Source organism: Streptomyces diacarni (genome assembly GCF_003323715.1).
In the GTDB taxonomy this organism is placed as follows: domain Bacteria; phylum Actinomycetota; class Actinomycetes; order Streptomycetales; family Streptomycetaceae; genus Streptomyces; species Streptomyces diacarni.
Genome location: NZ_QOIN01000045.1, coordinates 172,529 through 197,906 on the forward strand (window position 1 = coordinate 172,529; position 25,378 = coordinate 197,906).

General features: G+C 73.6%; 19 protein-coding genes. 7 read left to right on the forward strand and 12 right to left on the reverse strand.

Annotation, left to right across the window (positions count from 1 at the left end; genetic code table 11):
* Positions 1–49: 49 nt before the first annotated feature.
* From murG to rsmH, 9 genes are all read right to left on the reverse strand, one after another.
* Positions 50–1,144, reverse strand: a complete 1,095-nt coding sequence (gene murG, locus DTL70_RS16660) for an undecaprenyldiphospho-muramoylpentapeptide beta-N-acetylglucosaminyltransferase (RefSeq protein WP_114017175.1) — start codon at positions 1,142–1,144, stop codon at positions 50–52.
* Between the two features lie 6 nt (positions 1,145–1,150).
* Positions 1,151–2,542, reverse strand: coding sequence for a putative lipid II flippase FtsW (ftsW, locus tag DTL70_RS16665; protein ID WP_114022725.1), 1,392 nt, complete (start codon positions 2,540–2,542; stop codon positions 1,151–1,153).
* Positions 2,543–2,590: 48 nt separating this feature from the next.
* The gene (gene murD, locus DTL70_RS16670) at positions 2,591–3,979 is read right to left on the reverse strand and encodes a UDP-N-acetylmuramoyl-L-alanine--D-glutamate ligase (RefSeq protein WP_425470375.1); all 1,389 of its coding nucleotides are present in this window, start codon (positions 3,977–3,979) and stop codon (positions 2,591–2,593) included.
* A 110-nt stretch (positions 3,980–4,089) separates the two neighbouring features.
* Positions 4,090–5,154 (reverse strand): phospho-N-acetylmuramoyl-pentapeptide-transferase, encoded by a 1,065-nt coding sequence (mraY, locus tag DTL70_RS16675; protein ID WP_114022727.1) that lies wholly within the window; start codon positions 5,152–5,154, stop codon positions 4,090–4,092.
* Positions 5,151–6,593: a UDP-N-acetylmuramoyl-tripeptide--D-alanyl-D-alanine ligase gene (locus tag DTL70_RS16680; RefSeq protein ID WP_114022728.1), complete on the reverse strand. Its 1,443-nt coding sequence runs from the start codon at positions 6,591–6,593 to the stop codon at positions 5,151–5,153. Before DTL70_RS16680 ends, mraY begins: the two co-directional genes overlap by 4 nt.
* A complete protein-coding gene (locus tag DTL70_RS16685; protein ID WP_425470371.1) occupies positions 6,590–8,410 on the reverse strand; it encodes a UDP-N-acetylmuramoyl-L-alanyl-D-glutamate--2,6-diaminopimelate ligase in 1,821 nt (606 codons plus the stop codon). Before DTL70_RS16685 ends, DTL70_RS16680 begins: the two co-directional genes overlap by 4 nt.
* Positions 8,411–8,422: 12 nt before the next feature.
* A complete protein-coding gene (locus DTL70_RS16690; RefSeq protein WP_245979413.1) occupies positions 8,423–10,540 on the reverse strand; it encodes a peptidoglycan D,D-transpeptidase FtsI family protein in 2,118 nt (705 codons plus the stop codon).
* Positions 10,537–10,923 (reverse strand): cell division protein FtsL, encoded by a 387-nt coding sequence (gene ftsL / locus DTL70_RS16695; protein WP_114022730.1) that lies wholly within the window; start codon positions 10,921–10,923, stop codon positions 10,537–10,539. Before ftsL ends, DTL70_RS16690 begins: the two co-directional genes overlap by 4 nt.
* A gap of 31 nt (positions 10,924–10,954) precedes the next feature.
* Entirely contained in the window at positions 10,955–11,881 is a 927-nt protein-coding gene (gene rsmH, locus DTL70_RS16700) for a 16S rRNA (cytosine(1402)-N(4))-methyltransferase RsmH (protein ID WP_114022801.1), read from the reverse strand.
* Positions 11,882–12,319: 438 nt separating this feature from the next.
* Here rsmH and DTL70_RS16705 point away from each other — a divergent pair, with 438 nt between their 5' ends.
* From DTL70_RS16705 to DTL70_RS16720, 4 genes are all read left to right on the forward strand, one after another.
* Positions 12,320–12,850: a beta-class carbonic anhydrase gene (locus DTL70_RS16705; protein ID WP_114022731.1), complete on the forward strand. Its 531-nt coding sequence runs from the start codon at positions 12,320–12,322 to the stop codon at positions 12,848–12,850.
* 269 nt (positions 12,851–13,119) lie between these two features.
* Positions 13,120–14,217, forward strand: a complete 1,098-nt coding sequence (locus DTL70_RS16710; protein ID WP_114022732.1) for an AAA family ATPase — start codon at positions 13,120–13,122, stop codon at positions 14,215–14,217.
* On the forward strand, positions 14,217–15,764 hold the full coding sequence (locus tag DTL70_RS16715) for a DUF58 domain-containing protein (protein ID WP_245979414.1): 1,548 nt from the start codon (positions 14,217–14,219) through the stop codon (positions 15,762–15,764). The genes DTL70_RS16710 and DTL70_RS16715 overlap by 1 nt, the downstream gene beginning before the upstream one ends.
* Before the next feature lie 163 nt (positions 15,765–15,927).
* The gene (locus tag DTL70_RS16720; RefSeq protein WP_114022733.1) at positions 15,928–18,312 is read left to right on the forward strand and encodes a transglutaminase TgpA family protein; all 2,385 of its coding nucleotides are present in this window, start codon (positions 15,928–15,930) and stop codon (positions 18,310–18,312) included.
* 490 nt (positions 18,313–18,802) lie between these two features.
* On the opposite strand, the gene DTL70_RS16725 is transcribed toward DTL70_RS16720, so the two are convergent.
* The 3 genes from DTL70_RS16725 to DTL70_RS16735 form a co-directional block, all read right to left on the reverse strand.
* Complete coding sequence (locus DTL70_RS16725) at positions 18,803–19,219, reverse strand: DUF3040 domain-containing protein (RefSeq protein WP_114022734.1); 417 nt, start codon at positions 19,217–19,219, stop codon at positions 18,803–18,805.
* A gap of 362 nt (positions 19,220–19,581) precedes the next feature.
* Positions 19,582–20,358, reverse strand: coding sequence for a methyltransferase (locus tag DTL70_RS16730; protein ID WP_114022735.1), 777 nt, complete (start codon positions 20,356–20,358; stop codon positions 19,582–19,584).
* A 131-nt stretch (positions 20,359–20,489) separates the two neighbouring features.
* Positions 20,490–21,101, reverse strand: coding sequence for an SAV_6107 family HEPN domain-containing protein (locus DTL70_RS16735; protein ID WP_425470372.1), 612 nt, complete (start codon positions 21,099–21,101; stop codon positions 20,490–20,492).
* Between the two features lie 241 nt (positions 21,102–21,342).
* Between DTL70_RS16735 and DTL70_RS16740 the strand changes: the two genes are divergently transcribed.
* The 3 genes from DTL70_RS16740 to DTL70_RS16750 all read left to right on the forward strand — a co-directional run bounded on the left by DTL70_RS16740 (position 21,343) and on the right by DTL70_RS16750 (position 25,156).
* The gene (locus DTL70_RS16740; RefSeq protein WP_114022736.1) at positions 21,343–22,233 is read left to right on the forward strand and encodes an ATP-binding cassette domain-containing protein; all 891 of its coding nucleotides are present in this window, start codon (positions 21,343–21,345) and stop codon (positions 22,231–22,233) included.
* Positions 22,205–24,427, forward strand: coding sequence for a YhgE/Pip domain-containing protein (locus DTL70_RS16745; protein ID WP_114022737.1), 2,223 nt, complete (start codon positions 22,205–22,207; stop codon positions 24,425–24,427). The genes DTL70_RS16740 and DTL70_RS16745 overlap by 29 nt, the downstream gene beginning before the upstream one ends.
* Before the next feature lie 102 nt (positions 24,428–24,529).
* Positions 24,530–25,156 (forward strand): TetR/AcrR family transcriptional regulator, encoded by a 627-nt coding sequence (locus DTL70_RS16750; RefSeq protein ID WP_114022738.1) that lies wholly within the window; start codon positions 24,530–24,532, stop codon positions 25,154–25,156.
* Positions 25,157–25,378 lie beyond the last annotated feature (222 nt).

Below are 25,378 nucleotides of genomic sequence, written 5' to 3' on the forward strand. Positions count from 1 at the left end.
CCTGCTTTCTGCGTTGTCGGCGAGTCGCCGCCGCCGCGCCGCGCGGGGATCAGCCCTCGCGGCGCGAGGCGATCGCCTCGTACACCATGCCGACGAGGAGTTCGTCGGCGTCCGGACGGCCGAACTCGGCTGCGGCGCGCGACATGGCGGTGAGCTGCTGCGGGTCGGTGAGGACCGGGAGCACGTTGCCCTGGATCCACTCCGGTGTCAGTTCCGCGTCGTCGACGAGGAGTCCGCCGCCGGCCTTGACGACCGGCTGGGCGTTGAGCCGCTGTTCGCCGTTGCCGATGGGCAGCGGGACGTAGGCGGCGGGGAGCCCGACGGCCGAGAGTTCCGCCACGGTCATCGCGCCCGCGCGGCAGAGCATCATGTCGGCCGCGGCGTACGCGAGGTCCATCCGGTCCACATACGGTACCGGCAGATAGGGCGGCATTCCGGGCATCTGCTCCACGTGGGGGAGCTCGTTCTTCGGGCCGACGGCGTGCAGGATCTGCACACCGGCTCGCTGGAGATGCGGAACGACCTGCTGGACGACCTCGTTGAGCCGCCGCGCGCCCTGCGAGCCGCCGGACACCAGCAGCGTGGGCAGGTTGGGGGAGAGCCCGAACGCGGCGCGCGCCTCGGCGCGCAGCGCCGCCCGGTTGAGCGTCGCGATGGAGCGGCGCAGCGGGATGCCGACGTACCGCGCGCCGCGCAGCTTGCTGTCGGGGGTGGAGACGGCGACGCCGTGCGCGTACCGGGAGCCGATCTTGTTGGCGAGCCCGGGGCGCGCGTTGGCCTCGTGGACGACGATGGGCACGCCGGCGCGCTTGGCCGCCAGATATCCGGGAAGGGCGACGTAGCCGCCGAAGCCGACGACGCAGTCGGCCTTGTTGCGCTCCAGGATCTGCTCGGCCGCCTTGATGGTCCCGCGCAGCCGTCCTGGCACGGTGATCAGCTCGGGTGTGGGTTTGCGCGGCAGCGGAACCGCCGGGATCAACTCGAGCGCGTAGCCGCGCTCGGGCACGAGCCGCGTCTCCAGTCCGCGCTCCGTACCGAGGGCTGTAATCCCCACGGTCGGGTCCTGCCTGCGCAGGGCGTCCGCGAGGGCGAGCGCGGGCTCGATGTGGCCGGCGGTCCCCCCACCGGCGAGTACGACGTGCACGCTGTTTCACCGCTCTCCGGACGGCGGCCGGGTGGCGCGCCGTCTCATCGTCTTCTTACTCCTCCGCCCGTAGGTGGCCCCCGGACGTAGCACCCCTGGCCCTCCTCCCGTGCGCAGCCGCAGAGCGGGCTGTCGCACGGCCAGCGCCACACGTGCCGCCGGGTCGCTGCGCGCGAAGGCGATCAGCAGCCCGACGGCGAACATCGTCGGCAGCAGGGCGGACCCACCGTAGGAGAACAGCGGGAGGGGGACGCCGGCGATCGGCAGCAGGCCGAGCACCGCACCGATGTTGATCACCGCCTGGGCGGTGATCCACGTTGTCACGCCTCCCGCGGCGTACCTCACGAAGGGTTCCTCCGAGCGTCCGGCCACGCGGATACCCGCATAGCCTAGAGCCGCGAACAGAGCGAGTACCGACAGCGTCCCCGCCAGTCCGAGTTCCTCCCCGGTCACGGCGAAGATGAAGTCGGTGTGCGGTTCGGGGAGTTGGCCCCATTTTTCCATACTCGCACCGAGTCCGGAACCGAACCAGCCGCCCGAGGCCAGCGCGTAGATACCGTGCACGGCCTGCCAGCACTGGTCGTCGCGGCCCGGTTCGGTGGCGGCGATGCAGCCGAGGCGGGACATCCGGTTGGGGCTGGAGACGATGAGGAACGCGCCGGCGGTGACGGCCGCGGCGAGCACCCCGGTGAACAGCCGGGTGGGCGCCCCGGCCAGCCACAGCAGTCCGAACAGTACGGCGGCCAGGATGATGGCGGTGCCCATGTCGCCGCCGAGCATGATGAGCGCGAGGAGCAGCAGGCCGACGGGCACCAGGGGGACGAGCAGGTGTTTCCACTGGGCGAGCATCTTCTTCTCGCCCTTGCGTGCCAGCAGGTCGGCGCCCCACAGGACGAGCGCCAGCTTGGCGAACTCGCTGGGCTGGGCCTGGAAGGGGCCGCCCAGGTAGATCCAGTTCCGGTTCCCGTTGACGGTCTGTCCGATGCCGGGCACCTGGACGAGGCACATCAGGAAGACGGAGCCGGCGAGCAGCGGGTAGGCCAGCGCCCGGTGCAGCCGCAGCGGCATCCGGGCGGCGGCCAGCAGCAGCACCGCGCCGAGTGCGGCGGCCACGAGTTGTTTGCGGAAGTAGTAGGTGGAGGCGAGCCCGGACTGGAGGGCCTGGATCTGGGAGGCGGAGAAGACCATCACCAGTCCGAGGACGGTGAGGATCAGGCTGCCGCCCAGGATCAGGTAGTACGCGGTCAGGGGCCGGTCCCAGGCGCGCTTGGCGCGCAGGAACAGGCGCTGGGGCGCGGTGGTGCCCGCAGTCGCCCGGGGGCGCCCCGACTCACGCGGGGGCGCGGGACGGGTGCTCGTGCGCCGGGGTGTGGGCGGTTTGGCGGATCGCGCCGTCATCCGTATCCCCTCCGTCTCCCCCGCGTCCACGGCCGACGGGGCGCGGGGTTACTGCTCGCTGCGGCCTTCGGCGGCCAGTGCGCGGACCGCCTCGGCGAACGCGTCGCCGCGGGCGTTGTAGTTGACGAACATGTCCATCGACGCGCACGCGGGAGCCAGCAGTACGGTATCCCCCTGGCGTGCCAGCGCTCTCGCCTCGCGGACGGCCGAAGCCATCGCCCCAGTGTCGGTGCGGTCCACGTCGGTGACCGGCACATCGGGGGCGTGTCGCGCCAGGGCTTGCCTGATCAGCTGCCGGTCGGCGCCGATGAGGACCACACCGCGCAGCCGCGGAGCCGACCTGGCCACCAGCTCGTCGAAGGTCGCGCCCTTGGCCAGCCCGCCCGCGATCCACACGATCGGGTCGTAGGCGGCCAGCGAGGCCTCCGTGGCGTGGGTGTTGGTCGCCTTGGAGTCGTCGACGTAGGCCACCCCGTCCACGTCGGCGACGTGCGTGATGCGGTGCGCGTCGGGGCTGAAGGCGCGCAGCCCGTCGCGGACGGCCGAGGGCGGCACGCCGAAGGCGCGGGCGAGCGCGGCGGCCGCGAGCGCGTTGGCGATGTTGTGCGGGGCCGGAGGATTGACGTCGCCGACCTCGGCCAGCTCCTGCGCCTGGTGCTGCCGGTTGTCGACGAAGGCCCGGTCGACGAGCACCCCCTCGACCACACCCAGTTGCGAGGGCGCGGGCGTACCGAGCGTGAAGCCGATGGCGCGGGCGCCCTCGGCCACGTCGGCCTCGCGCACCAGGTCCTCGGTGCGCGGCTTGGCGTCGGCGTCGTCGGCGTTGTAGACGCAGGCGACCTGGTTGCCCTCGTAGATGCGGCCCTTGGCGGCGGCGTACGCCTCCATCGAGCCGTGCCAGTCGAGGTGGTCGGGGGCGAGGTTGAGCACGGCGGCGGAGTGCGGGCGCAGGCTGGGGGCCCAGTGGAGCTGGTAGCTGGACAGCTCGACGGCGAGCACGTCGAGCCCTTCGTAGGGCTCCACGCCCAGCACCGCGTCGATGAGGGAGACGCCGATGTTGCCGACCGCGGCCGTGCGCAGCCCGGCGGCGCGCAGGACGGCGGCCAGCATCTGCACGGTGGTGGTCTTGCCGTTGGTGCCGGTGACCGCGAGCCACGGCGCGCTGCCGGGCCCGCGCAGCCGCCAGGCCAGCTCCACGTCGCCCCACACCGGGACGCCCGCCTCGGCCGCCGCCGCGAAGAGGGGGCTGGTGGGCTTGAACCCCGGCGTGGTGACGACCAGGTCCGTGCCCTTCGGCAGGGTGCGGTCGTCGCCGAGCCGCACGGCGATGCCGAGGGCCTCCAGCTCGGCGGCCTGCCGGCGCGGCCCCTCGCCGTCGCCGCCGTTGACCGCCGTGACGCGGGCGCCGAGGCGGTGCAGCGCCTTGGCCGCGGGCATGCCGCTGACGCCGAGCCCGGCCACGACCGCGTGCTTGCCGGACAGCTCCTGCGACAGTGCGGTCGTATCCGCCGTGCTGGTGGAGGTCACGCGCTCGCCACTCCGTGAGGTCACTTGCTGGCCGCCCAGCCCGCGTAGAAGATGCCGACGCCGACGATGGCGCACATGCCCTGGATGATCCAGAACCGCACCACCACAAGGACCTCGGACCACCCCTTGAGTTCGAAGTGGTGCTGGAGCGGCGCCATCTTGAAGACGCGCTTGCCGGTCAGCCTGAAGGAGCCGACCTGGATGACGACGGACATGGTGATGAGCACGAACAGCCCGCCGAGGATGGCCAGCAGCAGTTCGGTGCGCGAGCAGATGGCCAGGCCGGCGAGCGCGCCGCCCAGCGCCAGGGAGCCGGTGTCACCCATGAAGATCTTCGCCGGGGAGGTGTTCCACCACAGGAAGCCGAAGCAGGCGCCCATCAGCGCGGCGGCGACGACGGCGAGGTCGAGCGGATCCCGTACCTCGTAACAGCCGGGGCCCGCGGTGGCGATGTGCGCGCAGGACTCCTGGTACTCCCACACGCAGATGAACACATAAGCGCCGAAGACCATCACCGAGGCGCCGGTGGCCAGGCCGTCGAGACCGTCGGTGAGGTTCACGCCGTTGGACATCGCCAGGATCATGAACAGCGCCCAGACGACGAACAGCACGGGCGGCAGTGCCCAGCCGAAGTCCTGGGTGAAGGAGAGCTTGGTGGAGGCGGGGGTGAGCTCGCGCGCGTTCTCGAAGCTGAGGGCGAGGGCGGCGAAGGCGATACCGACGATGAGCTGCCCGGCCATCTTCGCCTTGGCGCGCAGGCCCAGGCTCCGCTGCTTGACGATCTTGATGTAGTCGTCCAGGAAGCCGACCAGGCCCATCCCCGCGAACAGGAAGAGCACCAGCACGCCGGAGAAGGACGGCGGTGCGCCGGTGACCAGCTTGGTGAGCACGTAGGCGAGCAGCGTCGCCAGGATGAAGGCGATGCCGCCCATCGTGGGGGTGCCGCGCTTGCTGTGGTGGTTCTGCGGGCCGTCGTCGCGGATGAACTGGCCGTAGCCTCGCGAGGCGAGCAGCTTGATCAGCAGCGGGGTCCCGACCAGGGACAGGAAGAGTCCGATGACCCCGGAGATAAGGATCTGCCTCATCGGGCGGCGCCTCCGGCCTCGTGCGCCGAACCGGCCGTTCCCTCCAGGAGGGCTGCCGCCACCTTCTCCAGACCCACCGACCTGGAGGCCTTCACCAGTACGACATCCCCCGCGCGCAGTTGATCACGCAACAGGTCGACGGCCGCCTCAGTGCCGGACACGTGCACCGACTCCTCACCCCACGAACCCTCGTTCTTGGCACCCATGTCGAGCCAGGCGGCCTCCCGGCCTCCGACTGCCACGAGCTTGCTGACGTTGAGCCGGACGGCGAGCCGTCCGATCGCGTCGTGCTCGGCGAGCGAGTCGTCGCCGAGCTCGGCCATCTCGCCCAGCACCGCCCAGGTCCGGCCCCCCCGGGCCTTCGTTGCCTGGCCCATGGCGGTCAGCGCGCGCAGCGCGGCCCGCATGGAGTCGGGGTTGGCGTTGTAGGCGTCGTTGACGACCGTGACGCCGTCGGCGCGTTCTGTGACCTCCATCCGCCACCGGGAGAGCGTGCCCGCCGCGGAGAGCGCGTCAGCGATGTCTCCAGCGGGCATGCCCAGTTGGTGGGCGACGGCGGCCGCGGCAAGCGCGTTCGACACGTGGTGCTCACCGTACAGGCGGAGCGTCACGTCCCCGCACCCGGTGGGTGTGTGAAGCGTGAAAGCGGGGGTACCGCGCTGGGACAACCGCACGTTTTCCGCCCGTACGTCCGCTTCGCGATCCTCGCCGAAGTACAGGACGCGGGCCTCGGTGCGCGCGGCCATCGCGCGCACGTACGGGTCGTCGGCGTTGAGTACCGCCACTCCCCCGTCGTCCGCGCCGGGCAGCGTCTCCACCAGCTCGCCCTTGGCCTGGGCGATCGCCTCGCGGCCGCCGAACTCACCGATGTGCGCGGTGCCGACGTTGAGGACGACGCCGATCCGCGGCGGTGTCAGCTCGGTGAGGTACCGGATGTGCCCGATACCGCGCGCGCCCATCTCCAGCACCAGGTGCCGGGTGTCCGCCTCGGCGCGCAGCGCCGTGAGCGGCAGCCCGATCTCGTTGTTCTGGGAGCCCTCCGGCCACACCGTGGGACCCAGCCGCGACAGCAGCTGGGCGATGAGGTCCTTGGTGCTGGTCTTGCCGCTGGACCCGGTCAGCGCCACCACCTGGGCGCCGAGGGTGTGGACGGTGTGCCGCGCGAGGGCACCGAGGGCTCGAGTGACGTCGTCGACGACGATCGCGGGCACACCGACGGGACGGGTGGCGAGCACGGCGAGCGCGCCCGCTTCGACGGCCGCCGCCGCGAAGTCGTGGCCGTCGGCACGCTCACCGGGGAACGCCGCGAAGAGGGCGCCGGGGCCCACCTGGCGGGAGTCGATCACCACGGGCCCGGTGATCCACGCGTCCTGGTCCGTTATGTCGTGCTGCCGTCCGCCGGTGAGGGCGGCGATCTGAGCGAGGGAGAGGGGGATCATCGGTTCTGGTCGTCTGTCCGGTGGGTCTCGGCGGATGGGGACGGATCGCTGCGTGGAACGGAGGGGGCCCGCGGGGCCGCGGCACACTCGGCGGCCCGCTCGTCGATGGCCGCACTGAGCACCTGCGTGTCGTCGAAGGGCCGCACCACGCCCGCGATGTCCTGGCCCTGCTCGTGTCCCTTGCCCAGGACGAGCACGGTATCGCCGCTGCCGGCGCGGGCCACGGCCGCGCGGATGGCGGCGGCCCGGTCCTCCTCCAGCAGCACGGTGCCGCGCTCGTGCGCGGGGACCTCGGCGGCGCCGCCGAGCATGGTGGCCAGGATCGCCAGCGGGTCCTCCGTACGGGGGTTGTCCGAGGTGAGCACGGCCGTGTCGGACAGCCGGGCGAGGGCCGCGCCCATGGCGGGGCGCTTGTGCGGGTCGCGGTCGCCACCGCAGCCGAGGACGGCGTGCACCGCGCCGTCGGTGACCTTGCGGACGGCGTAGAGCACCGACTCGACGGCGTCGGGCTTGTGCGCGTAGTCGACGATCGCGAGGTAGTCCTGGCCCGCGTCCACCCGCTGGAGGCGTCCCGGAACGCCGGGCACCTCCCTGATGCCCTCGGCGGCCGTGTGCGGGTCGATGCCGGCGGCCACCAGCGCGGTCAGCGCCGCGAGCGCGTTGGCCACGTTGAAGGGACCTGCCAGCGGGACGCCCGCGGACACCTGCTGCCCCTCGGGGCCGACGGCCGTGAACGTCGAGCCGAACGGGCCGAGCGCCACATCCTGGGCCCGCCAGTCCGCGTCGGGGTGCCCCTCGGCGGAGAAGGTGGTGACGGGGAAGCCCTCGTCCTTCAGCTCGGTCAGCAGCCGGAAGCCGTACTCGTCGTCGAAGTTGACCACCGCGGCCCGCGAGCGGCGCGGCGTGAACAGCTGCCGCTTGGCCTGGAAGTAGTCCTCCATGTCGGGATGGAAGTCCAGATGCTCGGGGCTGAGGTTGTTGAACACCCCGATGTCGAAGACGCAGCCGTCCACCCGGCCGAGGACGAGCGCATGGCTGGAGACCTCCATGGCCACCGCGCCCACGCCGCGCTCCCGCATCACCGCGAACAGCGCCTGGAGATCGGTCGCCTCGGGGGTGGTGCGCTCCGACTTGATCCGCTCGTCACCGATGCGGGACTCGACGGTGCCGATCAGACCGGTCAGCTCGCCGCCGCCCTGGGCGGGACGCGCCGCGCCCGGCAGCCCCTTCTCCGCGGCCTTCCGCAGCCCGCCGTCCACCAGGTAGGCGGTCGTCGTCTTGCCCGAGGTGCCGGTGATGCCGATCTGCAGCAGGTCCTCGCCTGGCTTGCCGTAGAGGGTGGCCGCCAGTTCGCCCATACGGCCGCGCGGGTCGGGCACCGTCAGCACCGCGAGCCCCGTGGCCTCGGCGCGGGCCGTGCCGCCCGGGTCGGTGAGCACGGCGACGGCGCCGAGGCTGCGCGCCTGCTCCACGAAGTCGGCGCCGTGCAGCCGGGCGCCCGGCAGTGCGGCGTAGACGTCGCCGGGGCGCACGGCGCGCGAGTCGTGGGTGATGCCGGTGGCGGACACGTCGGTGTCCGCCCTCCCGGTCACGACCGCGTCCGGCGCTTCGGCGTCCAGCAGTCGGGCCAGCTCCGCGAGCGGCACGGGCTCCACCCGCGCGGGGCGGGGCGGCCCGGGGTAGGACTCGGGGGAGGTCTGATCAGCTTGTGGCACGGCGGTGAGCGTACCGGGCGGGGCGGTGGTGCCGCGAAGCGAGGGGCGCGGCGCCGCCTCGGCCACCTGGGGGTTGCACTCGCTGTCAGTGATCGTTCTCACGTGGTGCATGGCTCAGTCGTTCTTGTCCTTCTCCGCGGACACGGGAAGCCGCGCGGACTTGGCCCCCGTCGGGGGGATCTGGAGGGTCTTGAGGGAGAACTTCATGACCTTCTTGTAGACGGGACCGCACACGTCGCTGCCGAAGTAGCTGCCCTTCTTGGGGTTCTGGACGGCGCAGTAGACGGTGATGCGGGGCTTGTCGGCGGGTGCGAACCCGGCGAAGGAGGAGGTGTAGCCGTGGTAGCGGCCGGTCTTGGGGTCCACCCGGTTGGCCGTACCCGTCTTGCCCGCGACGCGGTAGCCGGGGATCTTCGCCGTGGTGCCGGTGCCCTCCATGTCGGAGACGACGGACTCCAGCATTCTGGAGAGGGTCGTGGCGGTCTTCTCGCTGACGACACGGCGCTTGGCGGGCGGTTCGGCGGGCCGGTAGCGCCCGTCGGGGCCCGTGGTGCCGCGGATCAGGCTGGGTTCGATCCGCTGGCCGCCGTTGGCGATGGTCGAGTAGATGGAGGCGGCCTGCACCGCGTTGAGGGACAGGCCCTGCCCGAAGGGGATCGTGTACTGCTGGGAGGCGCTCCAGTTCTCCGGCTTTTCCAGCAGGCCGTTGGTGCCGCCGGGGAAGTCGAGCCCCGTGGGGCGCCCGATGCCGAACTTGCTCAGGTAGCCGTGGAGGACCTTGTTGGCCTGCTTCTGGGTGTCGCCCAGCTGCTCGGTCGCCAGGATGGTGCCGATGTTGCTGGACTTGGCCAGAACGCCGTTGAGCGTCAGGTGCCAGGTGGGGTGGTCGATGTCGTCGGCGAAGGAGCGGTCGGCGCGCTTGAGCCGGTTGGGGACGGTGACCGCGGTACGCGGAGTGGCCTTCCCCTCCTCCAGCACGGCCGCCATCGACATGACCTTGCTGGTGGAGCCGGGCTCGTAGGCGTCCTGCACTGCCGGGTTGCCGAAGGAGTCCACCGTGGCGCTGCCGATGTCGTTCGGGTCGAACACCGGTGCGCTTGCCATCGACAGCAGCTCTCCCGTGCGGGTGTCCTGGACGATGACGTACCCGCTGTCCGCGTGCGACTTCGCCACCTGGTCGCGGATCGCCTCCTGGGCGGCCCACTGGATGTCGCGGTCGAGTGTCAGCTCCACGTCGGCGCCCGGCCGTGGCGCCTGCTCGCGGACGCCGGCCGTGGGGACCTGGCGGCCGCCCGACTGGGCGTAGGTGATCTTGCCGTTGTCGCCGGCGAGCTTCCGGTTGAGCATCGCCTCGACCCCGGCGCCGCCCTTGCCCTCCCGGTTGACGAAACCGAGGACGGAGGCGGCGAGCTTCTTGTTCGGGTACACGCGCTTGGCGTGCTTCTCCTGGTAGACGCCCGCCAGCACGCCGGGCCCCCCGTCCCCGGCCTTGCCCGCCGCCTTCTCCGCGAGCTCCTGTTTGAGCTTCTTGATCTTCCGCCAGGTCTGCGGGGTCTGCTGGCGGGCCAGCAGCACGTAGCGGGTGTCCGGCTTGGAGAGCTTCTTCACCAGCTCGGCAGGGCTCTTGTCCAGCAGCGGGGCCAGGATCTTGGCGGCACGCTCGGGGGCGTCGGCGGCCTTGGCCTGCTTCGGGGTGAACAGGAACGGGTCGGCGGTGATGTCGTAGGCGTCCACGGTGGTCGCCAGCGCGGAGCCGTCCCGCGCGCTGATGGTGCCGCGCTCGGCCGCCAGCGGCACGGTGATGTACCGGTTGACGGCGGCCTTCTGCGCGTACGCGCCCGCGTCCACGGCCTGCACCTGGAGCAGCCTGGCCGTGAAGACGAGCATGACGAGGGTCAGCGCGACGGCGACCAGCCGCAGCCGGGGGCGCGGGTTCACCAGCCGCAGTGTCTTGGACGGACCGGTCCCGCCGCCCCGCGGGGGCCGGCCCCCGGTACGCGGTGGGCGCCGCGCGGCGGCCGGGCGGGCGCCCCTGGCCGCACCCGCGCCGGAGCCGGCGGAGCCAGCGGAGCCGGAAGCGCCACGGGCCGATCCGCTCCGGCCCGATCCGGCGTCGCGGTCCGGGGAGGTCCTGGACGAGGGGGTGCGGCCCGGTTCCCTGCTGCTCGGGCGGGGAACCCGGCGCGGGCCCTGCCCGGTGCCGCGGCCCTGTTCGCGGGGGCGCTCGCTCACGGACCCACCTGCCCCGCGCCGGCTTCGCCGGCCTCGCCGCCGCCCGGGGTGCCGAGCACGGTGCCGTCGGGGCGCAGGAAGACGGGGTTGCCGCCGGGCACCAGGCCGAGTTCGCGGGCCCGGTCCTCCAGATGGTCGGGGGCGGAGTAGCCGTCCACCTCCTGCTGGAGGGCCTGTTGCCGGTCCGTCAGCTCCTCGGTCTCCTTCTCCAGCTTCGACAGCTTGAAAGAGCCCTTGTTGAGGGAGGCGTTCAGCAGCAGCAGGGCCAGCAGCCCGCTGCCCAGCAGCAGGACGATCAGCAGGACGAAGGGGGTGCGGGCCGCCTGTGCGCTGCCCGCGGGCACCAGTCTGGCCAGGCGCGCGAGGCGCTGCTGTGCGGTCACCTCACCCCCCGGGGGTCGCTCGTGCGGGTGGTCACGTGGCCTCCCTGATGCGCTGGACGGCCCGGAGCCTGGCCGGGGCGGCCCGGCGGTTCTCGGCGATCTCCTCGTCGGTGGCCTGCTCGGCGCCGCGGGTCAGCAGGCGCAGCCGGGGCTGGTACTGCTCGGGCACCACGGGCAGTCCCGGCGGGGCGGTGTTGGCGGCCCCCGCGACGAACAGCTGTTTGACCAGCCGGTCCTCCAACGAGTGGTAGGACATCACGACCATACGGCCGCCCACCGCGAGTGCTTCCAGCGCGGCCGGCAGCGCCCGCTCCAGCACCGCCAGCTCTCCGTTGACCTCGATGCGCAGCGCCTGGAAGGTGCGCTTGGCCGGGTTGCCGCCGGTGCGCTTGGCGGCCTGCGGCAGCGCGTCGCGGATCAGTTCGACCAGCCGGGCGCTGCGCGTGAACGGCTCCTTCTCCCGCTCCCGCACGATGGCCTCGACGATGCGGCGGGCCTGCTTCTCCTCCCCGTAGGTACGCAGGATGCGCACCAGGTCGCCGGGGGCGTAGGTGTTGAGCACCTCGGCGGCGCCAGGGCCCGTCGTCTGGTCCATGCGCATGTCCAGCGGCGCGTCCTGCGCGTAGGCGAAACCCCGCTCCGCCTCGTCCAGCTGGAGGGAGGAGACCCCCAGATCGAACAGGACGCCCTGGATCCGGGGGACGCCGAGGCGCTCCAGCACCTCGGGCAGCTCGTCGTAGACGGCGTGCACCAGCGTCGCCCGGTCGGCGTACGGGGCCAGGCGCTCGCCCGCCAGTTCCAGCGCGGCGGTGTCCCGGTCCAGGCCGATCAGACGCGCAGCGGGGAAGGTCGACAGCAGGGCCTGGCTGTGGCCACCGAGACCGAGGGTGCAGTCCAGGACGGTCGCGCCGGGCTCGGCCAGCGCGGGAGCGAGCAGGTCCAGCGTGCGCCGGAGCATCACGGGATTGTGCAGTTCGCCCACGGGACGCTCGTTGGTGGTCACTGTGCCCTCTCAGATCTGGCGGGCACCGTGCACGTGCTCCTTGGTCCCCGCCCGCTCGAAGGGGAGTGGCCGCAGCGCCGTGAAACGCCGGCGGCCGGGAGCGGGAGGAGGCCGAGCCGCACGTGCGCGCCCGCGGGCGCGAGGGGAATCGGGGTCCTTGGGGAGCGTTCTTGCCTCCCACTTCGCGTCACTTTAGTCCACTCGTCCCCTCGGTCAACTACGGGACCAGGCGCGTCCCGACAGGGGCTGACACCCGATCCGTGGACGTGTTGCCCGCCGGACGGGTGAGACGGGGCTCCCGCCTGTGTATTACCTCACAACCGGGTGCACCGTTCCCTCTTTCACCCGGCTCCGGGCAGGCCACCCGCGCCGCGGCGGGCTAACGTCGTACACATGTCGATATCCGCCCCTCAGTCACCCGAGCCCGCCCCCTCGACGACGGACCAGCTCGTCGAGGCGAACCGCAAGTACGCGAGCGGCTTCACCGACCCCGGCATGGACGCGCGCCCCGTGCGCCGGGTCGCGGTCGTCGCCTGCATGGACGCCCGGCTGGACCTGCACGCCGCGCTCGGCCTGGAGCTCGGCGACTGCCACACCATCCGCAACGCCGGCGGCGTCGTCACCGACGACACCATCCGTTCCCTCACCATCAGCCAGCGGGCGCTGGGCACCCGCTCGGTGGTGCTCATCCACCACACCGGATGCGGCCTGCTGGGTCTGACCGAGGACTTCAGGCACGAGCTGGAACAGGAAGTGGGGCAGCGCCCTTCCTGGGCCGTCGAGTCCTTCAAGGACCTCGACCAGGACGTGCGCCAGTCGATCGAGCGGGTGCGGACCTCCCCGTTCCTGCCGCACCGTGACGACGTGCGCGGCTTCGTCTTCGACGTGACGGCGGGGCAGCTGCGCGAGGTCGCGCCCGCCTGATGCCCGGCCGTCCGCCTCGGCTGCCGGGGGCGACGCCACCTCCGGCAGCCGCCGGTCCCGCGCGGGGCGGACCGGCCGGGTTCGGCCGGAAGGTCCGCCCCAGGTGTCCGGACCGGCCGGGTCCGGTGCCGGGGATGCCCCCGGAAGAGTGACGGAAGGCCCTGTGGCCGTGAAGAATGAGCAACAGCGCACAATGCAGGGCCAGGTCGAGCGGACGCGAGGGGCGTACGCCCGGGTGGTACGAGCGGGGATGGGGCCGAGGAGGGCCGGTGACGACCTATGACGAACGGGCGAACCTGAGCGAACTGAGCGCCACGGCGGGCGAGGTGCGCCGCTGTGTCGAGTCGGTGATCGAGGGCAAACCCGAGGCCGTGCGGCTCTCGTTGACGGTGCTGCTCGCGGAGGGGCACCTGCTGATCGAGGACGTGCCCGGCGTCGGCAAGACGATGCTCGCCAAGGCGCTGGCCGCCTCGGTCGACTGTTCGGTGCGCCGTATTCAGTTCACCCCCGACCTGCTGCCCTCCGACATCACCGGAGTCAGCGTCTACGACCAGCAGCGCAAGGACTTCGAGTTCAAGCCCGGCGCGGTCTTCGCGCAGGTCGTCATCGGCGACGAGATCAACCGCGCCTCGCCCAAGACGCAGTCCGCGCTGCTGGAGTCGATGGAGGAGCGGCAGGTCACCATCGACGGGAAGTCCTACGAGCTGCCCGACCCGTTCATGGTCGTGGCCACGCAGAACCCGGTGGAGATGGAGGGCACCTATCCGCTGCCCGAGGCCCAGCGCGACCGGTTCATGGCGCGGATCTCCCTCGGCTACCCCAGCCCGTCCGCCGAGCTGGAGATGCTCGACGTGCACGGCAGCGCCTCGCCGCTGGAGGACCTGCAACCGGTGGCGCACGCGCACGACATCGTCAAGCTGATCGAGGTGGTGCGCCGCGTGCACGTCGCGGACACGGTGCGGCGCTACGCGGTCGAGCTGGTGTCCGCCACCCGCGCGCACCCGGAGCTGCGGCTGGGGGCCTCGCCGCGCGCCACCCTGCACCTGCTGCGCGCCTCCAGAGCGGCGGCCGCGCTGGCCGGGCGCGAGTTCGCACTGCCCGACGACGTGCAGGCGCTGGCCGTGCCCGTACTGGCCCACCGCCTGCTGCCGACCGCGCAGGCCCAGTTGAACCGGCGTACGGCGGATCAGGTGGTGGGCGAGATCCTGCAGCGGGTGCCGGTGCCCGCCCTCGGCTCCGGGTCCGGGCACGGTGCGGGCCCGGGGGTCGGCGCCCCGTCCGGCTCCTTCGGGCAGCCGCAGCAGCCGGGCCGGCCGCCGACCGGCGCGGGCGGCCGTCCGCCGACCGGGCAGCCCCGAGGCTATTGATGACCCACGGACCGCCCCCCGCGGCGCCGCCCGGCGGCCCCGCCTCCGGAGCCGGGCCGTACGGCGGTGCGGGCCCGCACCACGGTGCTTGGCCGAACAGCGGTGCCGGGCCGTACGGCGCTGCCGGGCCGTACGGCGACTCGGGGGCCGGGCCTTCCCAGGGCGCGGGCGCGGGCCCGGCGGCGAGCGGGAGCGGGGGCGGCGAAGACCCGCGGAGCGGGGACGGTGGCGGAGCGGGCCGTTCCGAGGAGCGCCGGGGCTCGCTGCGCAAGGCGTTCGCCGGGCTGACCACGCGCGGCCGGTCGTTCCTGGCGGCGGGCGTGGCGGCCGCCGTCTGCGCCTACGCGCTGGGACAGGAGGAACTGCTGCGGGTCGGCGTGCTGCTGGCGGTGCTGCCGCTGGTGTGCGTCCTCGTCCTGCACCGCACCCGCCACCGCGTCACCGGGTACCGCAGGCTGACCCCCTCGCGGGTGGCGGCGCGCACGGAGACGCGCGTGCACCTGCGCGTCGACAACGTCTCACGGCTGCCCACCGGGCTGCTGATGCTCCAGGACCGGGTGCCCTACGTCCTCGGCCCGCGCCCCCGGTTCGTGCTGGACCGGGTCGAGCCGGGCGGGCGGCGCGAGGTCTCCTACCGGGTGCGCTCGGACATGCGCGGCCGCTACCCGCTCGGGCCGCTCCAGCTGCGGCTGACGGACCCGTTCGGCATGTGCGAGCTGACGCGCTCCTTCAGCACCCTCGACACGCTCACCGTGGTGCCGCCCGTCGAGGCGCTGCCGCCCGTACGGGCCGCTTCGGCGACCGGCGGCCACGGCGAGGGGCGGCAGCGCGCCGTGGCGCTGGCGGGCGACGACGACGTGATTCCGCGCGGCTACCGGCACGGCGACGACCTGCGACGTGTGCACTGGCGTTCGACGGCGCGCTACGGCGAGCTGATGGTGCGCCGCGAGGAACAGCCCCAGCAGGCCCGCTGCACCGTGCTGCTGGACACCCGCCGGGCCGCGTTCACCGGCGCGGGACCCGACTCCCCCTTCGAGTGGGCGGTGGCAGGCGCCGCCTCGGTCTGCCTGCACCTGCTGGAGCACGGCTGGTCGGTGCGGCTGCTGACCGAAGCGGGCGCCACCGCGCCCACCGCGGAGGGCGGCGGCGCCCTCGCCGATCCCTCGGACCTGGCCGGCCTGCTGCTCGACACGCTCGCGGTGGTCGCCCACTCCGAGGAAGCGGGGCTGGCCGGCGCCTACGACGCGCAGCGGCGCGGTGGCGGCGCGGGGCACGAGGGCCTGCTGGTGGCCTTCCTCGGGGCGCTGGACGAGGAGCAGGCGGCCACCCTGGCCCGCATGCGGCAGCGCAGCGGACGGGCGGTCGCGTTCCTGGCCGACGCGCCACCCACCCCGACCGGCCCGGCCGGCCCATCCGGCCCGTCTGCGGAGGGGCCGCTGCGCGTGCTGCGCGAAGCGGGCTGGACGGCGCTGCCCGGCGGCCCGGGCGTGGCGTTGCCCGCACTGTGGCAGGAGGCCGACGCACGGAGCGCGAGAGTGCGCGAGTGACGTGCGCGAGTGACGTGCGCCAGGGCGCGGACGGGGCCGGGGCGACGGGCGCCAGAGGACGAAGGACGCGAGAGCGGGAAGCGGTGCCAGGGTGCGCGGCGGCGCCGGAGCGCGAAGGGCGCGAGTGGCATGAGAGGGCGGATGTGAAGAGGGGGCGGACGTGATGAGCGGACGGGGACGGCTGGCCGTCTGTGCCGCGCTGGCCACGCTGGCCGCGGCCTGCGCGCTGCTGCCGCTGGTGGACCCCGCGACCTGGCTGCTCCAGGCCGCGCTGCTGGTCGCCGTGCAGACCGGAGTGGGCGCGGCCGCCCGCCGCGTACCGCTGGCCCGCCCCGTGACGGTGCTGCTGCAGTGCGTCGTCTCGGTGCTGCTGCTCACCGTGCTCTTCGCCCGCGAGTACGCACCGGCCGGTTTCCTGCCCTCCCCCTGGGTCTTCGTCCAGTTCGCCGACCTGCTGACCCAGGGCGCCGGCGACGTGAGCCGGTACGCGATCCCCGCACCGGTCACGGACGGGATCCGGCTGATGCTCGTCGGCGGCGTACTCGCCGTCGGCCTGCTGGTGGACGTACTGGCCGTCACCTACCGCAGCGCCGCCCCCGCCGGGCTGCCCCTGCTGGCCCTCTACTCGGTCGCCGCCGGGCTCTCCCAGGGCGGCGCCCGCTGGCTGTGGTTCCTGTGCGCCGCCTCCGGCTATCTGCTGCTCCTGCTCGCCGAGGGCCGGGAGCGGCTCTCCCAGTGGGGCCGCCTGTTCTCCGACAGATCGCGCCCCGGCTCGGCCCCCGACCGGCCCGGCGGGGCCGTGGCGCCCGTCCGCACCGGGCGCAGGATCGGCGTACTGGCACTGGGGCTGTCACTCGTGGTGCCGCTCGCGCTGCCCTCGCTGAGCGGCGGACTGCTGGACGCCGCGGGCGGCGGCGACGGCGGCGGCCGGAAGGGCGGCGGCACCGTCTCCGCCGTCAATCCGCTGGTCGCCCTCCAGGACAGCCTCAACCAGCCCGAGAACCGCACCGCGCTCGTCTACGCGACGGACAGCGAGGAGACGCAGGACCTCTACATGCGCATCGTCGCGCTGGACAAGTTCGACGGCTCCGCGTGGAAACCGTCCGAACGGCGCATCGGCGAGATCCCCGACCCCATGCCCACCCCGCAGGGCCTCTCCCCCGGCGTACGGGCCACGAAGGTGCGCAGCACCATCAAGGCGGCCAAGTGGTACGCGCAGGACTGGCTGCCCATGCCCTTCCCCGCCAACCGGGTGAAGGCCGAGGGCAAGTGGCGCTTCGAACCCGAGGGACGCACCCTGGTCGGCTACGACGGCCAGACCACCCGGGATCTGCGCTACCAGGTCGAGAGCCTCCAGGTGCGGCCGACCGCCGAACAGCTGCGCAACGCGCCCGAACCACCCGCCGACCTCGAACGCGAGTACACCGCCGTCCCCGACTCGCTGCCCGACGTCGTGCGCAAGACCGCCGCCAAGGTCACCCGCGGCGCGGAGGACGACTACGACCGCGCGGTACGGCTCCAGGACTGGTTCGCCGAGGACGGCGGATTCACCTACGACACCGAGGTGCGGGCCGGCAGCGGCACCGCCGCCATCGCCAACTTCCTGGAGCAGAAGGAGGGCTTCTGCATCCACTTCTCCTTCGCGATGGCGTCCATGGCGCGCGCCCTCGGCATCCCCGCACGGGTCGCCGTCGGCTTCACGCCCGGCACGGCGCGCGGCGACGGCAAGATGGAGGTCGGCCTCCAGGACGCCCACGCCTGGCCCGAGCTGTACTTCGAGGGGGTCGGCTGGACCCGGTTCGAGCCGACACCGACCCGCGGCACCACCCCCTCCTACGCGCAGCCCGACGCGCCCGACGTCGACGAGAACCCGGGCGAGCGGCTGCCCGACCGCGGCCAGAACGACCAGCCCTCCACCAACCCCTCGCAGCCGGATGCGTGCACCCCGCAGGAGAAGCGGGCCGACCCCGAGTGCGGTCTGGCGGCGCCGCCGCCCGACGCGGGCAACCGCGACGGCGGCATCCCCGTGGGCGCCCTCGCGGGGATCTTCGCCGCGGCGCTCGCGGTGGTGGCGCTGCTGTCGCTGCCGATGCTGCTGCGGCTGCGCAGACGCGCCCGCAGGCTGCGGCCCAGGACCGGCGACGACCCCGCGACCGTGACGGCCCGCGTCCTCGACGCCTGGCAGGAACTGATCGACACCGGGTGGGACCTGGGCATCGTCCCGCAGGACTCCGCGACCCCGCGGAACGCCGCCGCGCGACTGGCCCGGATCGGTCAGCTGCCCCCCGCCGGGGCGGACGCGGCGCACCGGGTGGCGCTCGCCGTGGAACAGGTCCTCTACGCGCCGGTGCCCCGGGCGACCCCGGGCCTGCCCGACGACGTACGCCGGGTACGCGAGGGCCTGCGGGCCGCCGCCCCCCGTGTCCTGCGGGTCCGCGCCCTGCTGCTCCCCGCGTCCACGGCGCGGCTGCGGGCGGCGGCGGTGCAGCGCGTCCGCGCCCTGGGCACCCGCTGGACCCGGGCGCTCCGCCTCCGGCCGGCCAAGTGAGCGGGTAGCCGCCTCGCGGCTCGCACCTTGCCCCGGGCCCACGGTGCGACCGGGCCCGCGGCCCCGCCGGGCCCGCGGGGCGATGGGGTCGGGGGGTGCCACGCCCGCCGTACCAGCCGGTCGGTACGTCGCGGCCGTTCGTGTCCGCGCATCAGCGGCCGTTCGTGTCCGCGCATCAGGGCCCGGACGGCAAGGCGGCCACGCGGCAGGGGCAGGGGCAGGCGATGCCGGGAACCCGGCTTCGGGGCCGGTCACCTCAGCGGCACGGCCCTGGCCTCATCCGGGCACGCGGCGGCTGGAGAGCCGGGCGGCCCGGGGCTGCCGGGTACGGAGGAGGCGCATGGGCGGGGCCCCGCCGTCCGAGGGGGCGAGGGTCACGCCACGGGACTGTGCCGGGGGCCACCGCCCGGCTTCCGTCCGGAGGCAGGCGGAGGCTTGCGGCCGGTGGCAGAGGTATGCGGTGGTGACGAGGAGGGGACGGAACGCGTGGTCAGTGCTGCCCTTCGTCGCGGCGACGCTGCCAGCGCTCCTCGATCCGGGTCATCATCGACCTGCGAGCCCGTGGCTGCGCTCGACGCGGGGAGCCCTGTGAGGTCTGCCCCTGATCCTGGCCCTGGCTCTGGCCCTCGCCCTGCTTGGGGGCTTTCCGCCAGCTGGTCACAGCGAGGACGGCGCAGCCCAGCATCACGAGGAAGCCGACGACGCTGATCCAGATCTGCTGAGCGACCATTCCGGCCATGAGGAGCGCGATACCCACCAGAAAGCCCGCCACCGCTTGGTAGACCCTCTTGCGGGTGTACCGGCGCAGCTCACTTCCCTCGAGCGCTGTCGCGAACTTGGGATCTTCGGCGTACAGCGCTCGCTCCATCTGCTCGAGCATCCGCTGCTCGTGCTCAGAGAGCGGCACGGAGTCCTCCTACTCGTCGGTCGCGGGGGCGACCGGGTGCGACTCTTCAAGGATAGGCAGGGAATCGCCCCCGTGAAACCCGCCCCTCTACGCCAGTTCCTCCCACCACACCCGACATGCCGGACGGGGGGTGCCCGGGGTGTGTTCCGTACATTCCCGCGCCACCTTTCCGCCATGCCGGACGGTGTACCCCGATCATACGGCGGGTAGCCGCTGATCGGGCGGCCGAGAACGAGGCGGAACGGCGCGGCCGGAGCGTGAGACCGGGCGACGCGCCCGGTCCGGGAGGACCGGCGGCTCGGATGCCGAAGCGACGGCCACAAGGGCCCGGCGCGACGGCGGACAGGCGCCGAGCGGAGCGCTCAGCCGGGCGCACCCGGCGTCGCCCCCGGCGGCACCTCCGCCAGTACGTGCAGCTGGCTGGCCACCGACTGGAAGTCGGGCAGCTCCGCCGCGGTCGCCTCCAGCCTGGCGAGGGCCTCCAGCGCGTCCGGCTCGGTGTCCACGAGGGCTCCGGGCACCAGATCGGCGAAGACGCGTACGCCGTGGACGGAGATGACCTCCAGACCGGTGCCGGTGACCAGCGCGGTGAGCTGTTCGGGGGTGAAGCGGCGGGGCATGGGGTCGCTGTCGCCCCACCGGCCGCCCGGGGAGGTGAGGGCGTGCCGCGCCTCGGTGAAGTGCCCGGCCAGCGCGCGGGCCAGCACGGCTCCACCGAGCCCGGACGCCAGCACGCTCAGGGTGCCGCCCTCGGGCCGCAGCGCCGCGACGGTGTTGCGCAGCCCCTCGGCGGGGTCGTCCACGTACTCCAGGACGCCGTGGCAGAGCACCACGTCGTAGCCGCCGCGCTCGGCGACGTCGAAGAGGCCGCGCACATCGCCCTGCACGCCCCGTACGCGCGCGGCGGCACCCGCTTCGGCGGCGCGGCGCTCCAGCGCGAAAAGCGCGTTGGGGCTCGGATCGACCACGGTGACCCGGTGTCCGAGGCGGGCGACGGGCACCGCGAAGTTCCCGGTGCCCCCGCCGGTGTCGAGCACATCCAGCTCCGTGCGGCCCGAGAGTTTGGCGCGCTGGTCGAGAGCGCCTCGCAGCACGTCCCAGACCACTGCTGTACGGAGGGTTGCGCTCGGGCGGGACATGCGGCTGCTCCTCGGCTCTGTGACGGGCAGCCCCCACCCTATTGCCTCGGACGTCGGCGCCCCGTCCGGCGGGGCCCTCGGACCGGCAGGTCCGAGGGCCGCGGGGGTGCACGGGTGCGCGGGGGCGTGCCTCATCCCGCGCGCCGGTCGCGCGGGTGCCCCTCGCCGGCGTGCGACTCGTCGGCGGGGGCGGTGCGGGGCCTGGGCAGCGCGGGCTGGGAGACGAGCATGCGCTCGACCAGGCGCAGGAACATCCCGGCGTGGTGGACGAGCTCGTCGGCCTCCTGCCTGCTGGCGGCCCCGGCTATCCCCGCCTCGGCGCGGGCCCGGCGCGGGGCGCCCGAGGCGAACAGGGCACTCCACTCGGCGAGTTCGGGGGCGACTTCCGGCAGGACCTCCCAGGCGCTGCGGATCGCGGGTCGCCGCGGGCGGCGGGCGGAGCGGTGGCGGGCGGGCTCCGGCTCGGGACGGCCGCGGACGGCGAGCACGGCGGCCGCCGTGCGCAGTGCGGCGAGGTGGGCGGCGGCGTAGCACTCGTTGGCCGTCTCGCTCTCGGCGGCCTCGTCGAGCCCGTGCTGCGCCTGGGCGAGCAGGTCCAGTGCGGCGGGCGGAGCGGTGGCGCGGCGGAGCACCGGGTGGATGTCCTCGGCGGCACCGGCCCCGCCGGCTGTGCCGTGGTGGCGGGTGGAGGGCGTGGTCGGCTGCGGGGGCGCGGGGCGCGCTCCCCGAGAAGGTCGCGTCACGTGAATCAACCTCCCGTCGGTCGAAGCCGGTTCGACGAACCGGTCGTATGTGCACATCGTGGCGCATGGCACTGACAGTCCACGCTGACCTGCGCAAACAGGCCGCAACCCGGGAGCGGGGCGGTCCGATTGGCCCGCCGGGCACCGACTGCGGCATACTTTGAACTGACCGGTCAGTTCAAAGTTTCCAGGAGAGGTCGCGTGCCGCGCCGCGGACACGCGACGGGCAGCGGGAGGTGCCGTGACACAGCTGCGGGGAGCCGCCGTCTCGGCGGCGGACTTCGGGCTCGACGGGCCGCGCGGCCCCGTCTTCGCGGGGGTCGGCTTCGCGGCGGAGGCGGGATCGCTGATCGCCGTCACGGGCCCTTCGGGGTCGGGCCGCACGTGCCTGCTGCTCGCGCTGACAGGCCGGATGAAGGCCGGGCACGGGCACGCGAAGGTCGCGGGGCACCCGCTGCCGCGGCGGATGGCGGCCGTCCGGCGCCTGACCGCCCTGGGCCAGGTTCCGGGCGTCAACGACCTGGATCCCGCGCTGACCGTCACCGAGCAGTTGCGCGAACGCGTGCTGCTGCGGCGGCGCTTCGGCGGTCCGCTGCGCTCGCTGCTGCGCACCCGCCGGGAGCGGGCCGCCGCGAGCCGGAAGCAGCTCGAAGCGGCCCTGGCCACCGCGGGCCTGGACCTGGACGCGTTGCCCAAGGGCGGCCGTACGGCCGTACGGGATCTGGAGCGCCTGGAGGAGCTGAGGCTGTCGGTGGCGCTCGCCCTGCTGGGCGAGCCCGGGCTGCTGGCCGTCGACGACCTCGATCTCAAGCTCTCCGAGGCCGAACGCGGGGCCGCCTGGGCGCTGCTGCGCGCGGTGGCGGACACGGGCGTCACCGTGCTCGCGGTGTGCAGCGAGCCACCCGGCGAGGGCGCCGTGGTGGTCCGCACCCGTACCGGCGACGGGGAAGTCGGCGACCGGGCGGACGGCGACCGGGCGGACGGCGACCGGGCGGACGGCGACCGGCCGTCCGGAGGCAAGACAGCCGGGGGCAAGGCAGACGGCGACCGGGCCGACGGCGACCGGGCTGCCGCGCGGGAGACGGACAAGGAGGGGGCGGCCGATGCGATCGCCGAGGCTGGCCGCGCTTGAGCTGAAGCGGTTCGGCAGGGGTCGGCTGCCGCGCGCGGCGATGGCCGCGATGCTGCTGCTGCCGCTGCTGTACGGCGCGCTGTACCTGTGGTCGTTCTGGGACCCGTACGACCGTCTGGACAAGATCCCGGTGGCGCTGGTGAACGAGGACCAGGGCGCCACCGCCGAGGGCAAGAAGATCACCGCGGGCGACGACATCGTCCACGGGCTGCACGACAGCGACTCGTTCGACTGGCGTCAGACCAGCGCGAAGGACGCGCGCAAGGGCGTCGAGGACGGGCGGTACTACCTGTCGCTGACCGTGCCGAAGGACTTCAGCAAGCGGGTCTCCTCCAGTTCCGGGGACTCCCCCGTGACGGGCGCTTTGAAGGTGCGCACGAACGACGCCAACAACTACATCGTCGGGCAGCTCTCCCGCACCGTCTTCTCCGAGGTGCGGGCCAGTGCCTCCAGCAAGGTCTCGCGCGGCTTCTACGACAACATCTACCTCTCGTTCTCCACGCTGCACGGCAAGACGGCGGACGCCGCCAAGGGCGCCGACGACCTCGGCGACGGCATCGGCAGGGCCAAGGAGGGCGCGGGCAAGCTCAAGGGCGGGCTCGGCGAGGCCGAAGGGGGCAGCGACAGCCTCAAGGACGGCACCGCGACGCTGCACGAGGGCGCCGGCACGCTCGCCTCGGGCGCGGGGCAGGTCGCCGAGGGCACCCAGAAGCTGGCCGACAAGGTGAACGGCGCGGCCGGCGCCGTACGCCCCTACCTGGACGAGCACAGCGGCGACATCGGCAAGGCCGCCCGCGGGGTCGCCCGGACGAGCGAGACGCTCAAGAAGAACCTCGGCGAGCTGCCCGACGCGGCCCGGCGCGCCAAGACGGACTCGCGCGAGGCCGCCGACGCCCTCTCGACGCTGTACGAGAACCGGTGCGGCAAGGACACCGGCGGCACCGGCGCACCGACGCGCCCGTCGACAGGGCCGTCAGCCGACCCGTCCGCAGGGCCCACCGCCCCGTCCGCCGGGCCGTCGGACGGCGCGTCGCCGGGGCCCTCCGGAGGGGCCGGGAGCGGCACGCCGAAGGACCTCGCCGCGGAGTCCTGCCCGCAGCTGAAGAAGGCCGCCGACGCGGCCGAGCGGTCCGCCACGATCGCCGCGAAGGTCGACGGGTACGTCAAGAACGAGAAGCACCTCGACGAACTCGGCGGCCACCTCGACGACCTCGGTACGGCGGCCACCGCGCTGGCCGACCGCGCCCCGCACCTCACGCAGGACGTGGACGCGGCCGTACGGCAGATCAACAAGCTCAACAGGGGCGCCCACGCGGTCTCCACGGGGGCGCACACGCTCCAGACGGGGCTGGGCACCGCCAAGGACGGGGCGGCCACCCTCGACACCGGGCTCGGCAAGCTGTCCGACGGTGCCGCAAGCCTCGACGGGGGGCTGTTCAAGCTGGCGGACGGCTCGGGGAAGCTGGCAGGCGGCCTGCACGACGGCGTGCGGCAGATACCCGATCTGGGCCACAAGGAGCGCGACGCGCGGACCGGCGTGATGGCCGACCCGGTCGGCCTGGCCTCGGACACGGCGCACGCGGCGCCCAACTACGGCACGGGTTTCGCCCCGTACTTCATCCCGCTGTCGCTGTGGGTCGGCGCCATGGTCGCCTACATGCTGCTCCAGCCGCTCAACAAGCGGGCGCTGGCGGCCGGGGCGCCCGGCTGGCGGATCGCGCTGGCGGGCTGGCTGCCGGTGGCCGCGATCGGGGTGGCGCAGGTGGCCGCGCTGATGAGCGTGCTGCACTGGGCGCTGGGGCTCCAGATGGCGCGCGGCGCGGCCACGGTGGGCTTCCTGCTGCTGGTGACGGCGTGCTTCACCGCGCTCGTGCAGTTCCTCAACGCCCGGTTCGGGCCCGCGGGCAGAATCCTCGTCCTGGCGATGCTGATGCTCCAGCTGACCTCGGCGGGCGGCACGTACCCGATCCAGACCAGCCCCGGCTTCTTCAACGCGCTGCACCCCTTCCTGCCCATGAGTTACGTGGTGGACGGGTTGCGCCACCTGATCACCGGCGGTCAGCTGTGGCCCGTGTGGCGGGCGTGCCTGGTGCTGCTCGCGTTCGCGGTCGGTGCCCTCGCGCTGACGGCGCTCACCGCGCGCCGCAAGCAGGTGTGGACGCTGGAGCGGCTCCGCCCGGAGATCTCGCTGTGAGGCCCGTGGACCGATGCCGCACGTCCCGAAACGGACCCCGCGCCGCCCGGGAACGGGTGCCGCGCGGGCGGGGCGCCTCGCCCGGCGGAGGAGAATGACCGCATGACGAGTGCCCGCACCACCAGTCCACGCAGCCGCACCGCCACCCGGGACAAGCTCTTCCAGGCGGCGGTGACCCTCATCGCCGAGCAGGGGTTCTCCTCCACCACGGTGGAGGAGATCGCCGAACGGGCCGGGGTCGCCAAGGGCACGGTCTACTACAACTTCGCCAGCAAGACCGAGCTGTTCGAGGAGCTGCTGCGGCACGGGGTGGAACTGCTCACCACCGACCTGCGGCAGGCCGCCGAGCGGACCGCGGAGCGGGGCGGCGGCCGGGTGGACGCGCTCGACGCCATGGTCCGCGCGGGCCTGGTGTTCATCGACCACTACCCGGCCTTCACCCAGCTGTACGTGGCCGAACTGTGGCGCACGGGGCGCGCCTGGAACGACACCCTGCTGATGGTGCGCCAGGAGGCCGTCGCCGTGGTGGAGAGCGTGCTGCGGGCCGGGGTCGCCGAGGGCGAGCTCAGCGAGGAGATCGACGTCCAGCTCACGGCGGCCGCGCTCGTGGGCATGGTGCTGGTCGCCGCGCTCGACTGGAAGGCCTTCCAGCCCGAGCGCTCGCTCGAAGACGTCCACGCGGCCCTGTCCCTGCTGCTCCAGGGCCGCGTCGCCGGCCACCCCCGCTGAGACACGCGCCGGGTCGGCAACCGCTCCGGGCGCCTCTCGGCTGCCCGCTCCCGGGAGGGCGAACGGTCTCGTTCCGCGGCCCCGTGTCAGCGGTCCGGTACCCCGCCCTCCCGTGGCCCTCACTCTGCCGCCCGCGCCACCCCGCCTCCATCGGCGTTCCTACTCAAGAGCCCACCTGAGTACGGCTACCTAGCCGCCCCCTCAGCGCCTGCCCCCGGAAAG

Excerpts from the sequence above, each read along its gene's own strand:
- ftsW (WP_114022725.1), bottom strand. The coding sequence starts at position 2,542 with ATGACGGCGCGATCCGCCAAACCGCCCACACCCCGGCGCACGAGCACC.
- murD (WP_425470375.1), bottom strand. The coding sequence starts at position 3,979 with ATGCCCGCGGCCAAGGCGCTGCACCGCCTCGGCGCCCGCGTCACGGCG.
- mraY (WP_114022727.1), bottom strand. The coding sequence starts at position 5,154 with ATGAGGCAGATCCTTATCTCCGGGGTCATCGGACTCTTCCTGTCCCTG.
- DTL70_RS16680 (WP_114022728.1), bottom strand. The coding sequence starts at position 6,593 with ATGATCCCCCTCTCCCTCGCTCAGATCGCCGCCCTCACCGGCGGACGG.
- rsmH (WP_114022801.1), bottom strand. The coding sequence starts at position 11,881 with ATGCTCCGGCGCACGCTGGACCTGCTCGCTCCCGCGCTGGCCGAGCCC.
- DTL70_RS16705 (WP_114022731.1), top strand. The coding sequence starts at position 12,320 with ATGTCGATATCCGCCCCTCAGTCACCCGAGCCCGCCCCCTCGACGACG.
- DTL70_RS16715 (WP_245979414.1), top strand. The coding sequence starts at position 14,217 with ATGACCCACGGACCGCCCCCCGCGGCGCCGCCCGGCGGCCCCGCCTCC.
- DTL70_RS16720 (WP_114022733.1), top strand. The coding sequence starts at position 15,928 with ATGAGCGGACGGGGACGGCTGGCCGTCTGTGCCGCGCTGGCCACGCTG.
- DTL70_RS16730 (WP_114022735.1), bottom strand. The coding sequence starts at position 20,358 with ATGTCCCGCCCGAGCGCAACCCTCCGTACAGCAGTGGTCTGGGACGTG.
- DTL70_RS16745 (WP_114022737.1), top strand. The coding sequence starts at position 22,205 with ATGCGATCGCCGAGGCTGGCCGCGCTTGAGCTGAAGCGGTTCGGCAGG.
- DTL70_RS16750 (WP_114022738.1), top strand. The coding sequence starts at position 24,530 with ATGACGAGTGCCCGCACCACCAGTCCACGCAGCCGCACCGCCACCCGG.